The 18,571-nt window shown below is 72.5% G+C and carries 13 protein-coding genes; all 13 read right to left on the bottom strand.

The features are described from left to right. Position 1 precedes the first annotated feature (1 nt). From NQU55_RS27885 to NQU55_RS27825, 13 genes are read right to left on the bottom strand one after another with little or no spacing between them, the layout of a single operon-like run. Positions 2-679, bottom strand: coding sequence for a PIG-L deacetylase family protein (locus NQU55_RS27885; RefSeq protein ID WP_168093727.1), 678 nt, complete (start codon positions 677-679; stop codon positions 2-4). Next, positions 676-1,470 carry a glycosyltransferase family protein gene (locus tag NQU55_RS27880; protein ID WP_168093728.1) on the bottom strand — a complete coding sequence of 265 codons (795 nt, stop codon included), beginning with the start codon at positions 1,468-1,470 and terminating at the stop codon, positions 676-678. The genes NQU55_RS27885 and NQU55_RS27880 overlap by 4 nt, the downstream gene beginning before the upstream one ends. Further along, positions 1,467-2,702 (bottom strand): class I SAM-dependent methyltransferase, encoded by a 1,236-nt coding sequence (locus NQU55_RS27875; protein ID WP_256791386.1) that lies wholly within the window; start codon positions 2,700-2,702, stop codon positions 1,467-1,469. Before NQU55_RS27875 ends, NQU55_RS27880 begins: the two co-directional genes overlap by 4 nt. Further along, positions 2,699-3,976 carry a glycosyltransferase gene (locus NQU55_RS27870; RefSeq protein ID WP_256791385.1) on the bottom strand — a complete coding sequence of 426 codons (1,278 nt, stop codon included), beginning with the start codon at positions 3,974-3,976 and terminating at the stop codon, positions 2,699-2,701. The genes NQU55_RS27875 and NQU55_RS27870 overlap by 4 nt, the downstream gene beginning before the upstream one ends. Positions 3,977-3,984: 8 nt before the next feature. Continuing rightward, positions 3,985-5,274: an O-antigen ligase family protein gene (locus NQU55_RS27865; RefSeq protein ID WP_168096486.1), complete on the bottom strand. Its 1,290-nt coding sequence runs from the start codon at positions 5,272-5,274 to the stop codon at positions 3,985-3,987. Position 5,275: 1 nt separating this feature from the next. Continuing rightward, complete coding sequence (locus NQU55_RS27860) at positions 5,276-6,823, bottom strand: right-handed parallel beta-helix repeat-containing protein (RefSeq protein WP_168096485.1); 1,548 nt, start codon at positions 6,821-6,823, stop codon at positions 5,276-5,278. Continuing rightward, positions 6,817-8,844 carry an alginate lyase family protein gene (locus NQU55_RS27855; protein WP_256791384.1) on the bottom strand — a complete coding sequence of 676 codons (2,028 nt, stop codon included), beginning with the start codon at positions 8,842-8,844 and terminating at the stop codon, positions 6,817-6,819. The genes NQU55_RS27860 and NQU55_RS27855 overlap by 7 nt, the downstream gene beginning before the upstream one ends. Further along, complete coding sequence (locus tag NQU55_RS27850; protein WP_168093915.1) at positions 8,841-11,054, bottom strand: bi-domain-containing oxidoreductase; 2,214 nt, start codon at positions 11,052-11,054, stop codon at positions 8,841-8,843. Before NQU55_RS27850 ends, NQU55_RS27855 begins: the two co-directional genes overlap by 4 nt. Positions 11,055-11,083: 29 nt before the next feature. Continuing rightward, on the bottom strand, positions 11,084-13,018 hold the full coding sequence (gene asnB, locus NQU55_RS27845) for an asparagine synthase (glutamine-hydrolyzing) (protein WP_168093914.1): 1,935 nt from the start codon (positions 13,016-13,018) through the stop codon (positions 11,084-11,086). A 3-nt stretch (positions 13,019-13,021) separates the two neighbouring features. Then, positions 13,022-14,575 carry a Wzz/FepE/Etk N-terminal domain-containing protein gene (locus NQU55_RS27840; protein WP_168093913.1) on the bottom strand — a complete coding sequence of 518 codons (1,554 nt, stop codon included), beginning with the start codon at positions 14,573-14,575 and terminating at the stop codon, positions 13,022-13,024. Then, a complete protein-coding gene (locus tag NQU55_RS27835) occupies positions 14,572-15,972 on the bottom strand; it encodes a Wzz/FepE/Etk N-terminal domain-containing protein (protein WP_168093912.1) in 1,401 nt (466 codons plus the stop codon). The genes NQU55_RS27840 and NQU55_RS27835 overlap by 4 nt, the downstream gene beginning before the upstream one ends. Continuing rightward, a complete protein-coding gene (locus tag NQU55_RS27830) occupies positions 15,969-17,234 on the bottom strand; it encodes a glycosyltransferase family 4 protein (protein WP_168093911.1) in 1,266 nt (421 codons plus the stop codon). The genes NQU55_RS27835 and NQU55_RS27830 overlap by 4 nt, the downstream gene beginning before the upstream one ends. Next, complete coding sequence (locus tag NQU55_RS27825; protein WP_168093910.1) at positions 17,224-18,540, bottom strand: nucleotide sugar dehydrogenase; 1,317 nt, start codon at positions 18,538-18,540, stop codon at positions 17,224-17,226. Before NQU55_RS27825 ends, NQU55_RS27830 begins: the two co-directional genes overlap by 11 nt. Positions 18,541-18,571 lie beyond the last annotated feature (31 nt).

Raw genomic sequence — 18,571 nt, 5'->3', positions numbered from 1 at the left:
TTCATTCCCCCACATTCAAGGTGCCCGGATGGGAAGTGCCCAGATCGAGCGTGAGTTTGGTGACGGCGAACGCCTCGGCGTAGCGCGCGTGGCATTCGATGCCGCGGATGCGTGCGAGACCGAGGAAGGCCTCCCGGTCGTACCAGGGCCGGTGCCGCTGGGAGGGGTAGTGCTCCTGCAGCAGCCGCACCTTCTGTTCGGCGACCTCCGGTGACAGCGGCTGGTACGCCGACGGACGGCCGAGATCGCCGTCCCACTTGACGATCTCGTAGCCGAGTACGAGGTGGTCGCGGAACGCGGTGGGCAGCAGCTGCGCCAAGCCGCGGTGATCCTGGTGCGCGTCGTCGGTGCGCGGCGCGAGGACCAGGTCCGGCTCGGTCCGCCCGCGCAGCTCCTCGACCGCGGCCTTGGCCTCCTCCCAGTGCGCGGGCATCCGGCCGTCCGGCAGCTTGAGCACGGTCAGCCGCAGATCGGCGCCCGGGCAGAAGGCGGCGAGCGCGGCCTGCTCCTCCTGCTCCCTCTCGCCGCCACCGCCGGAGAGCACCAGCGCGTCGACGCGGATGCCCGGCCGCGCGAGGCACAGCGTCAGCAGCGTGCCGCCGGCGCCGATGGCGATGTCGTCGCAGTGCGCACCCACCGCGACGATCCGCTCCAGCCGCCCGGCCCCGAGCCGGATCACGCCCTCGCTCCGGCGGTGTCCCGTTCCCACACGGCCCACGGACGGTCGCCCTGTGCGTAGGCGGTGTCGAGCGCGGCCCGCTCCTTCACGGTGTCGGTCGGCTTCCAGAAGCCGCGGTGCTGGTGCGCCACCAGCCGGCCGCGCTTGGCCAGCTGGGCGCATCCGTCGGCGACCAGGTCCCCGTTCTCCGGTATGTGGTCGAAGACCTCCTGGCGGAGCACGAAGTAGCCGCCGTTTTCCCACAGCGGCAGTTCGCTGACCGCGGTGATGCCTCCCACCAGGCCGTCCTCGCCCAGGTCCACGCAGTGGAACGAGGACTGCGGCGGCACCACCATCATCGACGCCCCGGCGTCGCGCCGGGCGAACCGGTCGATCATCTCGTCCAGCGGGGCGTCGGTGAGCACGTCGGCGTAGTTGGCGAGGAACATCTCGTCGCCGTCCAGGTGGTGCCGCACCCGGCGCAGCCGCTCCCCGATCGGCGACTCGATGCCGGTCTGCGCGAACGTGATCGTCCAGTCCGCGATGTCGGTGGACAGCAGCTCGGTCCGCCCGCCCCGCAGCACGAAGTCGTTGGACGTCGTCTCCTCGTAGTTGAGGAAGAAGTCCTTGATGTGGTGCGCCCCGTATCCGAGGCACAGGATGAATTCGGTGTGCCCGAAGTGCGCGTAGTAGCGCATGACGTGCCAGATCAGCGGCCTGGGGCCGACCATCGCCATCGGCTTGGGCACGTCGTCCGCGGCGCCGCTGCGCATCCGCATCCCGTAGCCCCCGCAGAACAGTACGACCTTCATCGCTTGACCTCGACAATGCTCAGTTCCGGGATGGGGAAGACCAGCCGGCCGCCCCATTCGTTGATGAAGGACAGTTGCCCGATCAGCTCGTCCCGCAGGTTCCACGGGAGGACGAGCACGTAGTCGGGCCTGTCGGCGGCTATCCGCTCGGGCGGCAGGATCGGGATGCGGGTGCCCGGGGTGAACCTGCCGTGCTTGTAGGGGTTGCGGTCGACCGTGTACGCGAGCAGGTCGGGCCGGATGCCGCAGTGGTTGAGCAGGGTGTTGCCCTTGCCCGGGGCGCCGTAGCCGACCACCGTCTCGCCGCGCTCGGCCGCCTCGATGAGGAACCGCAACAGGTCCCGGCGCACCTTGGCCACCCGGGCGGAGAACTCCGTGTACCCGGACAGCTCCTGCAGCCCGGCGGCCTTCTCCCGGGCCACCACGTCGGCCACCTTCCGGGACGGCTCGCCGGCCACCTCGGCCGGCCGGGCCCACAGCCGGACCGAGCCGCCGTGCGTGGGCAGCAGCTCGACGTCCACGAGCGCGAGTCCGCCGCTCGCCAGCGCCCGGATCGCGGACGCGACCGTGTAGTACTGGAAGTGCTCGTGGTAGATCGTGTCGTACTGGTTCTTCTCGATCAGGGTCAGCAGGTGCTGCACCTCGATGGAGACCCAGCCGTCGTCGGCGACCAGGGCGCGCAGTCCCTGGGTGAACCCGATCACGTCGGGGATGTGCGCGTACACGTTGTTCGCCACGACCAGGTCCGCCGGGCCGTGCTCGGCGCGGACGGCCGAGCCCGTCTCCGGGCTCAGGAACTCCGTGAGCGTGGGCACACCCGCTTCCTGCGCCGCGGCACCGACGTTCACCGACGGCTCGATGCCCAGGCAGCGGATCCCGCGGTCCACCACGTGCTTCAGCAGGTACCCGTCGTTGCTCGCGACCTCGACCACGAAGGCGTCGGGGCTGAGACCCACCCGCGCTGCGGCGTCGGCGACGAACCGGCGCGCGTGCTCCACCCAGGAGGTCGAGTACGAGGAGAAGTACGCGTACTCCTTGAACGTCTCCTCCGGCGTGATCAGCGGAGGGATCTGCGCGAGCCAGCACTCGGTGCAGACCCGCAGGTGCAGCGGGTACGCCGGCTCCGGCCGGTCCAGTTGGTCCGCGGCGAGAAAGCTTTCGCACGGCGGGGTCGCCCCCAGATCGACGACGCTCCCCATCGCCGCCGAGCCGCAGAGTCTGCATCGTGTCATCTACTGCCCCCATCCCTGCCCGCGCGGGTGCCCCGCCGCGAGCCAGCGTTTCCCTTCCCTGCCGGCGGCGGGACGTCCTCGCCGCCGGACCGCCCCGCGATCGCGGTGCGGTACCCCTCCACCAGGCGCTCCAGCCCGACAGCCGGGCTGAACCCCTGCTCGTAACGGCGCCGGGCCGCCCGGCCGATCTCCCGGTTGCGGGCCGGCCCGGTCGCGATCCGGCGCATGCAGGACGCGAGCGAGGCGGGATCACCCGGCCGGTGCAGCAGCCCGGTCACCCCGTCCTCGACGAGTTCGACGAAGGCGCCGTGACGGGCGGCGACGGCCGGAACCCCTGCCGCCATCGCCTCCGCGACCACCAGGCCGAACGTCTCCATGGCCGTCGAGGGAGCCACCACGGCGACCGACCGCGCGACGGCCTGCCGGCACCGGGCCGGGTCCAGCAGGCCGACGTACCGCACGTCGTCCCGGCCTGCCGCCCAGGCCGTCACCTCCCGCTCCAGCGGCCCCGCGCCGGCGAGCACGAGCGGCACGCCCACACCGCCGCTCGCCGCGATCTCGTCCCACGCGGCCATGAGCAGCTGCACGCCCTTGGCCTCCGCGAGCCTGCCGAGAAAGAGCAGGTGCTCGCCGGTGCCCGCCCGGCAGACGCCCGGGTCGGGCACGAAGTTGTGCTTCACCGCCAGCCGCTCGGGCGGCATGCCGGACCGCACCAGGACGTCGCGCTGCGCCGCGGAGATGCAGAAGAACCGCTCCACGCCGGACCACCACCGCCGCCGGTTGACCGACAGGCTGACCGCGAGCGGCACCGTCGCGAGCCGGGAACCCCGGTAGCAGCCGTGCCGGACGGCGGGAAGCGCCGCCGCCGACCCGACGCACTCGGTGCACGACCGGCCGTCCCGGTGCAGCGTGCCCGGCGGGCAGACCTGGGTGTAGTTGTGCAGCGTGGCGACGGCGGGCACACCGGCGTCGGCGCAGGCGGCAAGCACCGCGGGCGACAGGAGCGGGAAGACGTTGTGGACGTGCACCACGTCCGGCCGCTCGGCGCGGAGCCGGGCGGCGAGCTCTGTGCGGACTGCCGGATTCCACGGCACGAGGAGCGGCACCGCGGCCTTGGCGAGCAGGGACCGGGCGGCGATGTCGTCGCTGCGCCGATCGAACACACCGACCCGGTGGCCGGCCTCGCGCAGCAGCCCCACCTCCTCGTCGACGACCCTGTTCTCCCCGCTCGGCTGTGCCGAGGAGTAGCGGTTGTGCACCACAAGGACGTGCATGTCTGACGTCACCTCCTGGCCCATAGCGGGATACGTCGTCGAAGGGCCGCGGCCGTCGAGAGGGGCGCGGCCGCGGGTGCCGCGAGCAGCGAGGCGGCCAGGGCCAGGTGCAGCAGATACGGCGAGGCGTCGCCGAGACCGGCCTCGGTGTACGAGGAGATCGCGACGTAGCTGATCAGGAAGATCGCGCAGGCCCTCGGCAGCGACGGCGGCCGCAGCAACGCGACGCCGCCGAGGACGATGAGGATCGCCGCCACGATGGTGACGCCGATCAGACCCTGCTCGTGGTAAACGGCCAGCCAGCTGTTGTCGATCGGCAGCCCGCCGAACGACTTGTCGCCCAGGCCGGTGCCCAACGCCTTCTCCCCGGGCGTCCGGGGCGCCGCCAGCAGGGCGTCCCAGACCTTGGCCCGGCCGGTGAGGTTGGAGAAGTTCTCCTGGCTCTGCCCGCGCAGGAACCACGCCTGCAGCGCGGAGCTGAACACCACCGCGGCCACCGTGGCGCACAGCACCGTCCAGGCGAAGAACCGGCGGGCGGCGGCACTGGTCAGGACGAGCGAGCCGATCGCCGGCACCAGCCCGACGATCAGGCCGAGCGTGGCCGTCCGCGTATGGGTCATCGCGAGCAGGACGAGCGACGGCACGATGACCAGCGCAGCGCCCGCCCCGGTGGTCCGGCGGCCCAGCAGGAGCAGCACGGTGAGACCGATGATCACCGCGGCGTACTGTCCGATCTGCGGCGGGGTGAGCGGCCACAACGCGCCGACCAGGCGCCCGCCGTAGTACTCGGGCATCGCCGTGCCCGGTGAGACGACCAGACCAGCGGCCACCAGCACGAGCACCGCGAAGTACATCCGGATGTGGTACCGGACGAACGTCATGCTGCCGTCCCACCAGCGGCTGAGCAGCCACAGCGAACCGACGAACAGGGCCAGCCGGGTGCAGCGGAACAGTGCGCCGTAGCCGACCTCCAGGTTCGCGCTGGAGATCACGCTCGGCACCAGCAACAGCGTCAGCAGGAACACGAAGGCACTGGCCCGGATGCGCAGCCGGAGATTGAGCACGAGCGCCAGCGCGAACGCGGCGCCCAGCGCACCCATGGTGGCCAGCTGGATGAGGGAGCGAGGCAGCGGGATGATGGTCTTCGCCCCCGCGGACCCCAGCGTGTTGAGGGCCAGCAACGCCCAGACGATCCCGACGGCCTTCGGCGTACCCGCAGGGCGTGGTCCGGCACCGGCCTGCGAGCCCGCCGTGTCCGGCCCGCCCGGCGGCCCGCTGCGCATCAGGTCCCGGCCCATCTCAACCACCGGCCTGCGGGACGAAGGTGCTGCTCGCGTCCTGCTGGTACGGCGCGCCCTGCCACTGCCCGGAGTCGAGCTTCCGCCCCGGGTCGTCGGCGACGAAGCTCCACGGTCCGCGGTAGACGTTGTCGTGCCAGTGGTTGTCCTGCTTGTGGACGATCGCCTCGGCCACCCGCTTGCCCTTGTACGGCGACCAGTCCGGAAAGGTGCCGTAGTTGGCGAGGACCGCCATGCGGTCGCACTCCACGGTGCACTTGACGACGGACGGGTCGAGGACGAAGCGGTTGCGGTGGATGTCCACCCGCTGGGTCTTCCACCGGCAGTCGTCGTAGAGCGGTGCGGTGGCGATCGCCGGCCGCGTGCAGCGGCCGGTGTCCTTCACCAGCAACGTGCAGTACCCGGTGGACGTGTTGGCCGGACTGTTGCAGAACCGGTCGGCGCTCTCCCACAGGGTGATCCCGTTCCAGTTGTTCTCCAGCACGTTCCGGGAGATCTCGATCTTGTCCGTGCGGGCCCGGATCCGTGGTTCGCCGCCGGCCTCGGACACGTAGATCGTCGCGTACGGGAAGGTGTCGCCGCGGCCGGCGTACTTGCGGCCCTCGACCCAGTTGTTCCGCCGGATCGTATTGTTCCGGATGACCGCGTTGTAGCTGGTCTCGTACATCAGCGCGGCACCGTCGTTGGCCTCGAGGACGTTGCCCTCGATGCGGAAGTCATTGTTGTTGTTGTCCGCCCACAACCCGACTCCACGGTTGTCGTGCACCCAGTTGCCGCGGACGTCGGCGCCGTCGACGGCCCAGAACTTGATGCCTCCGGTGCAGCCGCAGCCCGGCCGCTGCCGCTCCCAGTCGTCGGTGTTGTTGCCGACGACCTCGTTGCCCTCGATCACCAGGCCGCGGATGGAGTCACCGGTCTTGTACGCGTTCATTCCGTACTGCCCGTTGCCGCGCAGACAGCTGGCGCGGAGCTGCTGACGGGCACCGGCCATCAGCCCGGCGCCGGAGTTGTACTGGATCGCCGCGTGCTCGATCACCCACCCGTCGGCCATGTCATGGTTGACCACGCCCTCGTTGTTCGGCGCGACGAAACCCTGCACGGTCAGGTGGCGGATGGTGACGTCGCCGGCGGTACCGCCGAACGCGTACTGGTTGGTCTTCCGGCCGTCGAGCACCGCGCCCGGCGCGCCGAGGTAGCTGTTCCCCTCCTTGGGGATGACCTGGGAGAAGCGGTCCGGGTCGAGCTTGTGCGTGCCCGGACGGAGCCAGAACGTGGTGTTCGGCGGGCTGTTCCTGGTCTTCGCGGCCAGGTCACCGACCACCGCGGGGTCGACCGTCACCGCGCCGGGCGGCGCCTGCGCCGGCCCGGCCCCGGGCTTGGCGCACACCCGGGCCACGGACGTGGCGGGTGCCCCGGACGCGGACGGCGCACCGGCCGGCTCGGCCGGCTCGGCCGGAGCCTCCGACGTGCTCGTGCAGCCGGCCGCCACCAGCAGGACCAGCACCAGTGGTGCCGTCGGCAACGCCCAGTGCCACTTCTTGATCACCACGCGTCTCCCCGGCCGAGGAACCTGAGTACGGTGGTGAACTCCTCCGTGCCGTCGGGGAAGCCGGTACCGACCAGCGTGGTGGAGGGTTCCTTGCGTCCGAAGCCGGAGGAGTACCAGCCCAGCGGCGGGTCCGTCTCGCCGCGATGGGCCCGCCAGGACAACTGCCCGGGCAGGTCGAGCACCGCGGAGCGGTCCTCGCCGTCCCGGGTCCAGGTGAGCACCGCCCGGTTCCCCACCAGGTCCGCGGCGATCGCCGGGCCGAGGTGGAACGCAAGGCGCACGGCCCGGCGCGGGCCGCGCCCCTCGTCAGCCACCCGCACCTCGTCGACCACCCGCACCTCGTCGACCACCCGTAGCTCCCGGCTCGCGGCGGTCAGCTCCACCCGTCGGCGGTGCACGACGCCCTGGTAACCGTCGTGCTCGGCGCACCAGCGGACCGTCCCGCCGTCAGAGGAACCGGAGGCCTCCGCGACCAGGACGCGGCTGCAGGCATGCCGGGTCCACAGGAACGGGCCGCCGGAGACGGACTGGTCACCGCCGTCCCACTGCAGGGTGTTGTGGCCGAGGGTCGACCGGAAGTACTGCCGCCACTCCGGCTGCCCGTGGTAGCAGTACGTCCCCGGGTCGGCGAGCACGTCGACCCCGTCGTGCCGGACCTCCACGGACAGCGCGTCCGCGTGGGCGTGCGCTGCGATGGACAGGAACCCGTGCGGACCGCCGTCGCAGCGGCACCAGATCTCTCCCGTCTCCGCCGGACCGCGCAGGATGGTCATGCCCGCGTCGGCGAAGTGGGCCGGCCGGCCCGCCGGGCGGGACACGGCCGGCGCGGCTCCGTTCTTCGAGTACGGCCGGATGAGCGCGGCCAGCAGCGGGGTACGCACATCGGTGCCGGTCACCACCGGCCACCAGGCGAGCCGGCCGAACACGGCATCCCCGGTCGCCAGCAGCGAGGCCCAGCGGTCGGTGCCCGCGCCGTCCACCACCAGACCGTGCCCGTCGTCCGCATCCCCCTGACGCGGCGGCCGCAGCCGGCCGTCCACGACGGCCGCGAGCGCGTCGGTCATCCGCAGCAGCACCAGCCGGACCGACGCGGGGACCGGCACGGCGGCGGCATCCGCCTCGGCCACCGCGGCCAGGCCGAGCTCCAGCACCAGCCCGTGGTACTCCGTGGCCAGCTCGCGGTTGAGGCCGGAGCCGAAGGTGTTGCTGCGCAGATGCCGCTCCAGCGACCGCAGCGCGCCGGCCCGCCACCGCGCCGAGGAGGGGAACCACGCGAACGCGCAGGCCGCGGCGAACTGCCCGGCGGCCTCGGCGATGACGTGGTTGTTCGCCGAGGACCCCCGGCTGGGGAAGGCGGCCAGCCAGCGCTGGTGGTGCCAGATCTGGTGCACCGCCACCGGGTTGCCCTCGAACAGCCCGGCCGCGCCCGGCCAGCCGTCCAGCAGCCGGCGGATCCACACCCAGGACAGCAGCCGGATCCCCAGCTCGATGCCGCTGATCCAGTGCACTCCGCGCAGCGGCGCATTGGCCGCCCACCACGACCGCAGGTGACCGGCCACCCGCTCGGCGTATCTTTCGTCCCCGGTGACCGCGTAGGCGGCGGCGAGCACGGTGAGGTGCTGGTGCCGGGACGGCTCCCAGATCTGCTTGATGTCCCCGACCGCGTCCTCGTTGCGGTACGGCACGTCGAAGGCGTACCCCCACGGAGCCCGCCGCCCGGTCTTCGGGTCGTACCACCAGTCCGGGTCGGCCAGGTCGTCGCGGTCCACCCCGAAGTACTCGGCGTGCCCGGCCATCAGCCGGTCCGCCTCGGCGACGAGACGTTTCGCGGCGTCCGGCGGCACCGCGGCGATCGTCCCGGCGGGCAGTACCGCGGTGAACCGGGCGCCGGTCACGCTCGGGCCGTCCGGCGGCGCCGACCGCCACCGCCGCCTGCGCACCGCGTCGCCCGCCCGGCCGCCGACCTCCCGCGGCCCCATCCGGGACAACCGCCGCAGGTACCAGCCCGCGCTCATGGTCATCGCGCCCCCGCCAGCGTCACCGGCGCGCCGCCGGCCAGGCCGGCCCGCACGGCGAGGGTGGCCGCGGTGGTGGCGACCAGCGACTCCAGCGGCACCGGCATCGGCCCTCCGGTCCGCACGGCCTTGACGAACGCGGCCAGCTCGGCGTTCTGGCCCTTGTCCCGGGCCTTGGGCAGCCGCGAACTGACCCATCGCCGGCGGCCGGCTGTGCTCTGTTCGAAATACACCGAGGCACGGACGAAGTCGTCGAGCCGCAGCACCTTGCCGTCCGCGACGAGGTCCAGCGTCTCCTTGGGGAAGCCGGGCGCGCCGGTGGTGACGTAGCTGATGGTGGCGGTGGACCCGTCCGGGTAGCGCAGCACGACCTGTAGATCCTCGTTTCCGGACGTTGCGACCGCGTACACCGATACCGGGTCGGCCCCGAGCAGCCAGCTCGCCGTGTCGATGAAGTGCCCGCCCTCTCCGGCGAACCGCGAGCCCTCGGTGCCCTGCCGGAGGTACCAGCTGCCGTGCTGCAGCCGGCCCGCGTTGACCAGGTAGCGCAGGCTCGCCGGCCCGGTCCGGGCGCCGAACCGCTCCTTGGCCTCCCGCAGCAGCGGCGCGAACCGGCGGTTGAAGCCCACCTGCAGCCGGTCGTTGCCGGACTCCTCCACCGCCGCGAGCACGCCGGCCAGCTCGTCCTCGGTGAGCGCCAGCGGCTTCTCCACGAACACCGCCTTGCCGGCCAGCAGCGCCTTCCGGGTCAGTTCGGCGTGCGAGCTGTGGCGGGTGACCACGAACACCGCGTCGACGGACGGGTCGCCGAGCACGGCGTCGAGATCGGTGGTCGCCCCGGCGAAACCGAACTTCCGCTTCGCGTTGGCCGCGGACAGCGCCGTCGTGGTGACGACCGTCGCCAACGCGACGCCGTCGCGCTGCGCCAGGTGCGGCAGCAGCATCGACGTCGCGTAGTTCCCCGCGCCGACGAACGCCAGCCGCACCGGCGCCCTGACGGGCCGGGCCGGGGCGGACGCTGTGCCGTCGCGTCGCACCGCGGGCACCGCCACCGCCGGGGCCTCCGCTTCCGCCCCTTCCCCTTCCCCCACGTGCTCGGGGTACCGGAACAGCACGGCCACGGCCTTCAGCTCGCCGTCCTTCAGGCGCCGGTACGTCTCGACGGCGTCGTCGAAGTCGGCGACGTGGGAGACCAAGGGCTCCACGTCGACGCGGCCGCGGGCGACGAGGTCGAGGAAGCACGCCAGGTTGCGGCGCTCGGTCCAGCGCACGTAGCCGATCGGGTAGTCACGCCCGTCGAGCTCGTACTCCGGGTCGTAGCGCCCGGGGCCGTAACTGCGGGAGAACCGGACGTCGAGCTCCTTCTCGTAGTACGCGTTCCACGGCAGGTCCAGGCGGCACTTGCCGATGTCGACGACCCGGCCGCGGTCCCGGCTCAGCCGGGCGGCCAGCTCGACGGGCTGGTTGGTGCCGCCTCCGGCGGCCAGGTACACCTGGTCCACGCCGTGACCGCCGGTGAGCTCGGCGACGGCGGCTTCCACGGCCGCGGACGCGGGGTCGCCGCAGGCCGCGGCACCCAGGCGTTCGGCGAGTTCGCAGCGCACCGGATCGGGGTCGGCCCCGACGACGCGGACCCCCGAGGCGGCGAGGAGCTGCACCACCAGCTGCCCGATCAGGCCGAGGCCGATGACCAGCGCCACGTCGCCGAGTTGCGGCTCGCCGCGGCGGACGCCCTGCATCGCGATCGACCCGACGGTGCCGAAGGCGGCGTGCCGCGGGGCGAGGCCGTCGGGCACCCGGGCGTAGAGGTTCTTCGGCACCCAGTTCAGTTCGGCGTGCAGCGCGTGCTCGTTGCCGGCGCAGGCCACGAGGTCGCCGACCTTCACGTCGTCGATCCCGGTGCCGACCTGCTCGACCACCCCGCACAGCGAGTAGCCGAGCGGCGTGTACGAGTCCAGCTTGCCCATCACCTTGCGGTAGGTGGCGGGCACCCCGTTGGTGGCCACGCTCTGCATGACCTTGGCCACCTGGTCCGGCCGGGAGCGGGCCTTGCCCAGCATCGACATGCCCGCCTCGGACACCTTCATGAGCTCGGTCCCGGTGGAGATCAGCGAGTAGGCGGTGCGGACCAGCACACCCCCCGGCTTGCACCCCGGCACCGGCACGTCGAGCACCGCCAGCTCGCCGCTCTTGTAGTTCTGCACGACCTGTTTCACCCGAAGTCCCCTTGTTTCTCAGCCGTCTTCTACGCCGCAGAACGAGCGTCCCGGCCGGAGCCGGAGGTCGCGTCGCGGTACCAGTACTCGAGGGTCAGCACGTGCCACAGATGCTTGGAGAAGTCCCGCTGCCCGGCGGCGTCCTCGGCGACCATGCGCGCCAGCGCGTCACGGCGCAGGAACCCGGAACCGACGAGCACGCCGTCGTGCACCACCTCGCGCACCAGGGGTGCCAGATCCCGGCTCATCCAGGCGCGCAGCGGGGCGCTGAACAAACCCTTGGGCCGGTAGACGATCTCCCGGGGCAGGACCGACGTGGCCGCCTCCTTGAGGACGGCTTTGCCCTGCCGTCCGACGATCTTCCGGTCGCCGGGCACGGCGAACGCCGCCCTGACCACCTCGACGTCCACGTACGGCACCCGCACCTCGGTCGACGCGGCCATGCTCGACCGGTCCGTGTAGGCGAGGTTCAGGCCCGGCAGGAACATCCGGGCGTCGCCCAGGCACATGCGGTTGACGAAGTCGTCGAGGTCGTTGTCCTGGTAGACGTCCGTGTGCTCGGTCAGCACGTCCTCGACGGTCCCGGCCAGGTCCGGATCGATCAGGGCGAGCAGTTCGTCCTGGTCGTACATGGTGTAGCTGCGCCGGAACGCGGTTTCCTCCGGCAGATCGGCGAAGGAGAGGAAACGCTTCGCGAACCGCACCGAGCGGAACCCCCGGCGGGCCGTGGCGACCGGTAGCCGGTCCACGGCCCTGGACAGGCCGCGCCGCAGGGGCCGCGGGACGCGCTGGTAGCGCAGCGCGATCAGATTGGCCAGGTGCTTGCGGTATCCGGCGAACAGCTCGTCGGCGCCCATCCCCGAGAGCATCACCTTGACCCCCGCCTCCCGGGCGGCCGAGCAGATCAGGAAGGTGTTGATCGCGGCGGGGTCGCCGATCGGCTCGTCCAGGTGGTACGTCATCCGCGGCAGCAGGTCGAGCACGTCCGGAGCGATCTCGATCTCGTGCAGGTCGACGCCGAACCGCTCGGCCACCTGCCGGGCGTAGCGAAGGTCGTCCGGCATCGCCTCGAACTTCGCGTCCTCGGCGCGGAAGCCGATCGTGTAAGCGGAGATGCCGGGCTTTCGGCGGGCCGCCAGCGCGGTCAGATAGCTGGAGTCGAGGCCGCCGGAGAGGAAGGTCGCCACGGGTACGTCGGAGAGCAGGTGGCGCCGCGTGGACTCCTCGACGACGGCAGCCAGGTCGGGCCGCTCGCCGCTGCGTGCGCGCTCCCGGCCCTCGGCGGCGACGTCCTTGAGGTGCCAGTACCGGCCGCGTTCCACCCGGCCGTCGGGCCGGCACCGCAGCCAGCTCCCCGGCGGCAGCTTCTCCGCCTCGCGGAACGCGCACCGCGAGTCCGGCACCCAGTAGTACAGGAGCGAGGCCACCAGCGCGGCGTGGTCCACCTGCAAGGACCCGCCGGTGGCGGCGGCGAGCGCCTTGAGCTCGGAGGCGAACACCAGGCCCTCACCGCGCCGGAGCAGGAAGAGCGGCTTGATGCCGAGCTGGTCGCGGGCGAGCACCAGTTCACCGGTGCGCTCGTCGAAGATCCCGAACGCGAACATCCCGCGCAGCCGGGGCAGGCAGTCCGTGCCCCAGCGCCGCCAGGCCTCCAGCAGCACCTCGGTGTCGGAGGTCCCGCGGAAGCGCACCCCGGCGGCCGCCAGTTCGGCGCGCAGCTCGGGCGCGTTGTACAGCTCGCCGTTGTACGTCAGGGCGAGGCCGTCCGAGACCATCGGCTGGGCGCCGGTCCCGGACAGGTCGATGATCGCCAGCCGGCGGTGCCCGAGGTGCACTTCGCCGTCACCGGCGGGGTGGCTGTACCGGCCCGCCCCGTCCGGGCCGCGGTGGGCGAGGGTATCGGTGAGCCGGTCGGTGACGGCCTTCCCGTCCGGCCATCGGTAGGTGCCTGCGATGCCACACACGTCTTACCGCGCCTCCTGGTCGCTGTCCGGGACCGGTGCGGTCCACAGGGGTAGCCGCTCGGTTCGCCGCCGGCCCTCCCTCACTGCCTGAACGGCGTGGGAGGTACCCCCGCCGTTCTGCCGGGCCGTCCGTTCGTTGCGGCCGCGCAGCGCGGTGTGCAGCCCGTCCCACAGCGTGCCGTCGGTCCGGTCACGCGGGTCGGGGTCGATCAGCACCACACCGATCACCGCGATGTGCTGGTCCGCGAGCTGCCGCGCCACCGTGTGCAGCCATGCGGCGCTGCCGTGCCCGGCACGCACGACGAGCACGGTCCGGGTGCCGAGGTACTGGAGGTCGGTCCACGCCGCGCCGGGCGCCACCGAGCCGACGCCGAGCCGGCGCTCCTGATGCGACGCGGCCGCGGCACGCTCGCCCCTGACCACGGCCGGGTCTCCAGGCTTCGGGCGGCGGTCGGCGAGCTGCTCGCCGGGCAGGCCGTCGACGACGACCACCGGCCCCTCCTCCGCCAGCGCACCGGCGAGGTCCAGGGCCATCGCGATCGTGCTGCGCACACAGCCCAGTTCGAGCAGCGACACCGGCTCCGCGCAGCCGCGCACGGTGCGGGCCAGGGTCGTGGTGAGCCGTTCGCGGGCCGCCCGGGACCGCCGGCGCCGCCACAGCCGGGGCGGCCGGCGGGGCAGCTCCGCGATGACCGAGGCGCCGAGGTTCGCCGCGATGTCCCGGCGCAGCACGGGACGGTCCGCCACCACCGTGCCGACCGCGGCCACCGCGAGCCCGAGGACGAGCCCGAGGACGGCCCCGATCCCGGCGTCGGTGACAGCGGCTTTGGGCAGGGAGTGCCGCACCGCGCGCGGGGCGTCCACGACCTGGGTGCCGGCGATGAGCTGCGGGGTGCCGACGCGCGCTTCCGCGGCGCGCTGGCCGAAATCGGTGATCCGCGAGGTGAGTTCGGCCCGGCGGGCGAAGAGCGACTCCATGTCCGCCGACGCCTTGGGCCCGCTCTGCGGCGGTCTGTCCCCGATCGCCTTGTTGAGCCCGGCGAGTTCGTCGCGCATGCGGTCACGCTGGTCGAGCAGAGCCTTGGCCTGGGCGTTCGCGGCTTCCTGGATCCGCTTCACATGGTCCGCGACGAACGCGTCGGCCAGCGCCTTGGCCCGGGCCACCGCTTTCGCGTCGCTGTCACCTGTCACAGTGATCTGCAGCAGGTTGTTGGTCAAGCCGGTGCCCCCGTAGTCCCGCAGGAAGTCCTCCGGCTTCTCCGGGGACCCCAGGGACCGCAGGGCCTTACCGGCGATCCCGGTGGTCTGCAGCAGCGCGACGTCGGTGCGGATCAGCGTTCCGGAGTCGTTCGGCTGATCCGCCTGATGCGCGACCAGCACCTTGGTCACCGCGGTCGGCCGCGGCGGCATCAGGACCGCCACCGCCGCGCCGATGAGCAGCCCGAGCAGCGCCAGGGAAGACCAGAGGCGGTGCCGCCTGCGCACCGCGACCACCAGGGCCTGCACGTCGATGAGCGGAGCGGCGGACGACGACTCCGAAGCCGTGCTCGTCGTCACACCGAACCTCCCCGCGCGGCGAGGCCGACCGCGATAGCCGCCGCGGCGCCGTCCGGAGGGTCATCGGCGGACCGCGTCGGACGGGCCCGGACCGGGGCGGCGACGACGACGCCGACGACCTCGTGCCGGGCGTCCGCGCACGCCCCGGCGATGCCGGCGAGCTCCTCCGGGGTCCAGCTGCCCGCGCTGAGCACGACCAGGGCACCGGATTCGGCGTCACGGTCCGGCACCAGCGGCCGGGACACCGAAACCCCCACCACCCGCAGCGCGGGGCATCCCCTGCTCGAAGAGCTTGCGGAAGGATCGTTCTCGGCCTCGGCCTCGGCGGCGAGCTGCCCGGCGGCCCGGCGGGCGATCTCGTCGCCGTCCGGGACGACGACCAGCAGCCGCCGGGCGGCCGGCAGCTGGTCCCGGAGGCGTGCGCACACCCGCCGGTAGCGGAGCTGTCTGCCGGCCTCGTCGCCGGAGGCCTGCGGGGCTGTGATGTCCCACGGGATGTCGGTGCCGAGCAGCCGGCGGATCCGGGCCTGCGGGCCACGGCCTTCCGGCCGGTGGACGGGCCGTTCACCGGGGACGTCGACGGTGCCGAGCAGCGCCGAGCCCAGCGCAGCGGCGATCTCCGGTTCGGTGCGCAGCCGGCGACTCGTCCGTGCGGCTGTGAGATGGCCGATGACCCCGAGCAGGAAGAACAGCAGCGCCCCGGCGACGATGAGCTGCACCCTCGTCGGCGGCGCCTCGCCGGCCGGCCGGGCCGCCGGCCCCATGACGACCATGGTGGCCTTGCCGGCAGCCGGGTTGGCCTGGTCCAGCTTCTTCATGGCCTCCTGCAGGGCGGTGCGCAACTTCGTGAGCTCGGTGCGGCCCTGCACGCTCTCGACGGTCCGCCCCGGATCGGCCGCATCGGCCAGCTCGGTGATGCGGCGGCCGGCCTGCGCCACCAGCTGGCGCAGCGCCTCGGGCCCCGCCGCCCCGGGGTTGGCACTGTCGCCTGCGATCCGTGCGGCGAACGAGACGAACTCCTTGGCCACCTGGTCGGAGAGCCGCTGTGCGCGCTCCGGGGTCTCGGCCGTACCCGAGATCTTGATGATGTTCCCGTCGGCGGCCTTGGCGCTCACCCGCTCGCGCAGCTTGCCGCCGTCGGCCCCGCTCCAGCGGAGCGCGGCGGCCGCGCGGTCGACCACCACCGAACTCGTCGCGATCTCCGCCTGGGTCAGCAGTTCGCGCTCCTGCCACGCCCCCGGCAGCAGGATCGATGCCGAGGTCGTGTAGCGCGGCGGAAACAGCAAAGAGGTGCCGTAGCCGACGAGCGCACCCACCACGGCGAGGACGAGGAGAAGTCGCAGGCGCCGGCGGATGATCCGACCGATGGTGGCCAGGCGTATCGTTTCATCGCTCAACGGTGCGGCCTCCTCCCCGCCCGGCCCCGGGCGCCGGCCGACCGTGGAGCGTCGTCACGGCAGGCAGCGGCGTAGGCGGCGAGCAGCGATCTCTGGGAGTTCCGCCAGGAGAGGGGCCCGCTGATCCGCTCCTGGCCGATCCTGCCCATCCGGGCCCGCTTCTCCGGATCGTCCAGGAGCAGCGTGATGAGCTTGGCGAACTCGGCCTCGTCGTCGGCGGGCGCGTAGACGGCGGCGTCACCGGCGGAGACCCGCGCCTCCCGGAGGTCGAACGAGACGATCGGCCGGCCCATCACCATGTACTCCAGGACCTTGTTCATGGTCGACACGTCGTTGAGGGGGTTGCACGGGTCGGGGGAGAGGCACACGTCCGCGGTGGACAGGTAGCGCACCAGGTCGGCGTCCGGAATGCGCCCGGTGAACTGCACCTGCTCCGAGAGCCCGAGCCGCCGGGACAGCTCCACCATCGCGTCGAAGGCGTCGCCGGCGCCGACGAACACCGCATGCCAGTCGCTCCGCCCGAACTCGTCGCGCAGCTTCGCCAGGGCCCGCAAGGCGTAGTCGACGCCGTCCTGCGGGCCCATGACGCCGAGGTAGCACAGCAGATGACGCTTGCCGCGCTTCAGCTCCGGCTCGGGCGGTACCGGCCGGAACCGGTCGGTGTCGGGCGCGCTGCGCACCACGAAGACGTCCTCCGGCCTCCGCCCCCCGCGGCGCAGTGCGACGTCCCGGTAGCTCTCGTTCGTGGCGAGCACGACGTCCGCGGCCCGGTAGGTCCGCCGTTCCAGTGCGCACACGGCGCGGTAGAGCAGATCCTCGCCGCGGCCGAACCGGGAGAGGTACAGCTCGGGCACCAGGTCGTGCTGGTCGAAGACGAACCGCGCGCCGCGCCGCTTCAGCCACAGGGCCGGCAGGAACAGCAGGTCGGGCGGGTTGCAGGCGTGGACCACGTCGACCGGTCCGACCTTGCGGGCCAGCCGGACGGTGTGCCACAGCGCCGATCCGTACTCCTGCAGGTAGCCGGCCGGCCCTCCGGTGGCCGCGCGCAACGGGTAGCGGTGGATCCGCACCCCGTCGATCACCGCTTCCGGTTCCGTGTCCCGCTTCTCCCCCCGGGGACAGATGACGTGGACCTCCCAGCCTGCGTCGCGCAGCGTCGTGCACTCCTGCCACACCCGCCGGTCGAACGGCACCGAGAGGTTCTCCACCAGGATCAGCGCGCGCCGGACCGGCCGGTCGCCGCTCGTCGCGTCACCAGGCAAGGCCCACGTACCCCGGTTCGGTCCGGCGCGCCTCGGCGTCGGGAAGACGGATGAGGTCGACGATCGCCGGCCCTGTGCCATGGGGCAGCGCCGACAGCACGGCCGGGTCCCTGGTCCCGACCACGCAGACCTCGGCGTGCTCGAGCACCTCGCCGACGGAGTCCGTGAGGAGGTGCGCGAGGTGCGGAAGCCGGGTCTCGATGTAGGCGCGGTTGGCGCCCAGCAGCCGGGAGAGGATCACGTTGGGGTCGTAGATCCGCAGGTCGTACCCCTTGCCGAAGAGCCGCTCCGCCAGCTCCACGAGCGGGCTCTCGCGCAGGTCGTCGGTGCCGGGTTTGAAGGACAGCCCGAACAGGCCGACCCGGCGCTTGCCGGTGCGCTCGACCAGTTCCACCGCGCGCTGCAGATGCTCGGAGTTGGAGGGCAGCACGTGGGCGAGGATCGGCACCGAGACGTCGGCCCGCTGCGCCGCGTGGACCAGGCTGCGCAGGTCCTTGGGCAGGCAGGAGCCGCCGAAGGCGAAGCCGGGCCGCAGGTAGGCGGGGCTGATGTTCAGCTTGCGATCGGCCAGGAAGACGTCCATCACCTGGTGGGAGTCCACCCCGAGCGCCTGGCACACCGCGCCCAGCTCGTTCGCGAAGCCGATCTTGAGGCTGTGGAACGCGTTGTCCGCATACTTGATCGCCTCGGCCGTCGGGACCGGCACCCGGAACACCTCGCCGGGCAGGCCGTCGTACAGCGCCGCCACCGCGTCGCCGCTCGCCGGGTCGAGCTCGCCGATGACGGTCTTGGGCGGGTCGAAGAAGTCCCGCACGCTCGTGCCCTCGCGCAGGAACTCCGGGTTGACCGCGACCCCGAAGTCCACCCCGGCAGTGCCGCCGGCGTACTTCTCCAGGATCGGCACGAGCAGGTTCAGGCAGGTGCCCGGGAGCATGGTGCTGCGGAACACGACGGTCTGCCGCCCGCCCCGCTCGGCCACCGCGGCACCGATCTGCTCGGTGACCCGCTCCAAGTACGTGGTGCACAGGCTGCCGTTGGGCTCCGACGGCGTGCCCACGCAGACCAGTGACACCTCGCTGCCCGTGATCGCCTCGCGGACGTCGGTGGTGGCGCGCAACGCCCCGGTCCGCACGACCTCGGCGATGAGCTCACCGATCCGCTCCTCGACCACCGGGGCCTTGCCGTCGTTGACCAGGTCGACCTTCACCTGGTTCACGTCCACCCCGATGACCTCATGACCGAGGCCGGCCAGGCACGCGGCCGACACGCAGCCCACGTAGCCGAGCCCCAGGACGCTGACTCTCATGATCCCGTTCCTCCCCCCGGGCAGGCCCTTG

Origin of the sequence: Streptomyces telluris, assembly GCF_024519335.1 — a bacterium.
Taxonomy (GTDB): Bacteria; Actinomycetota; Actinomycetes; order Streptomycetales; family Streptomycetaceae; genus Streptomyces; species Streptomyces telluris.
Note: the sequence above shows the minus strand (reverse complement) of the source record. Positions and strands in the feature narration are given on the sequence as shown.

Coding starts and splice junctions, on each gene's coding strand:
- NQU55_RS27880 (WP_168093728.1), bottom strand. CDS start 1,470: ATGAAGGTCGTACTGTTCTGCGGGGGCTACGGGATGCGGATGCGCAGC.
- NQU55_RS27875 (WP_256791386.1), bottom strand. CDS start 2,702: ATGACACGATGCAGACTCTGCGGCTCGGCGGCGATGGGGAGCGTCGTC.
- NQU55_RS27870 (WP_256791385.1), bottom strand. CDS start 3,976: ATGCACGTCCTTGTGGTGCACAACCGCTACTCCTCGGCACAGCCGAGC.
- NQU55_RS27865 (WP_168096486.1), bottom strand. CDS start 5,274: ATGGGCCGGGACCTGATGCGCAGCGGGCCGCCGGGCGGGCCGGACACG.
- NQU55_RS27855 (WP_256791384.1), bottom strand. CDS start 8,844: ATGACCATGAGCGCGGGCTGGTACCTGCGGCGGTTGTCCCGGATGGGG.
- NQU55_RS27825 (WP_168093910.1), bottom strand. CDS start 18,540: ATGAGAGTCAGCGTCCTGGGGCTCGGCTACGTGGGCTGCGTGTCGGCC.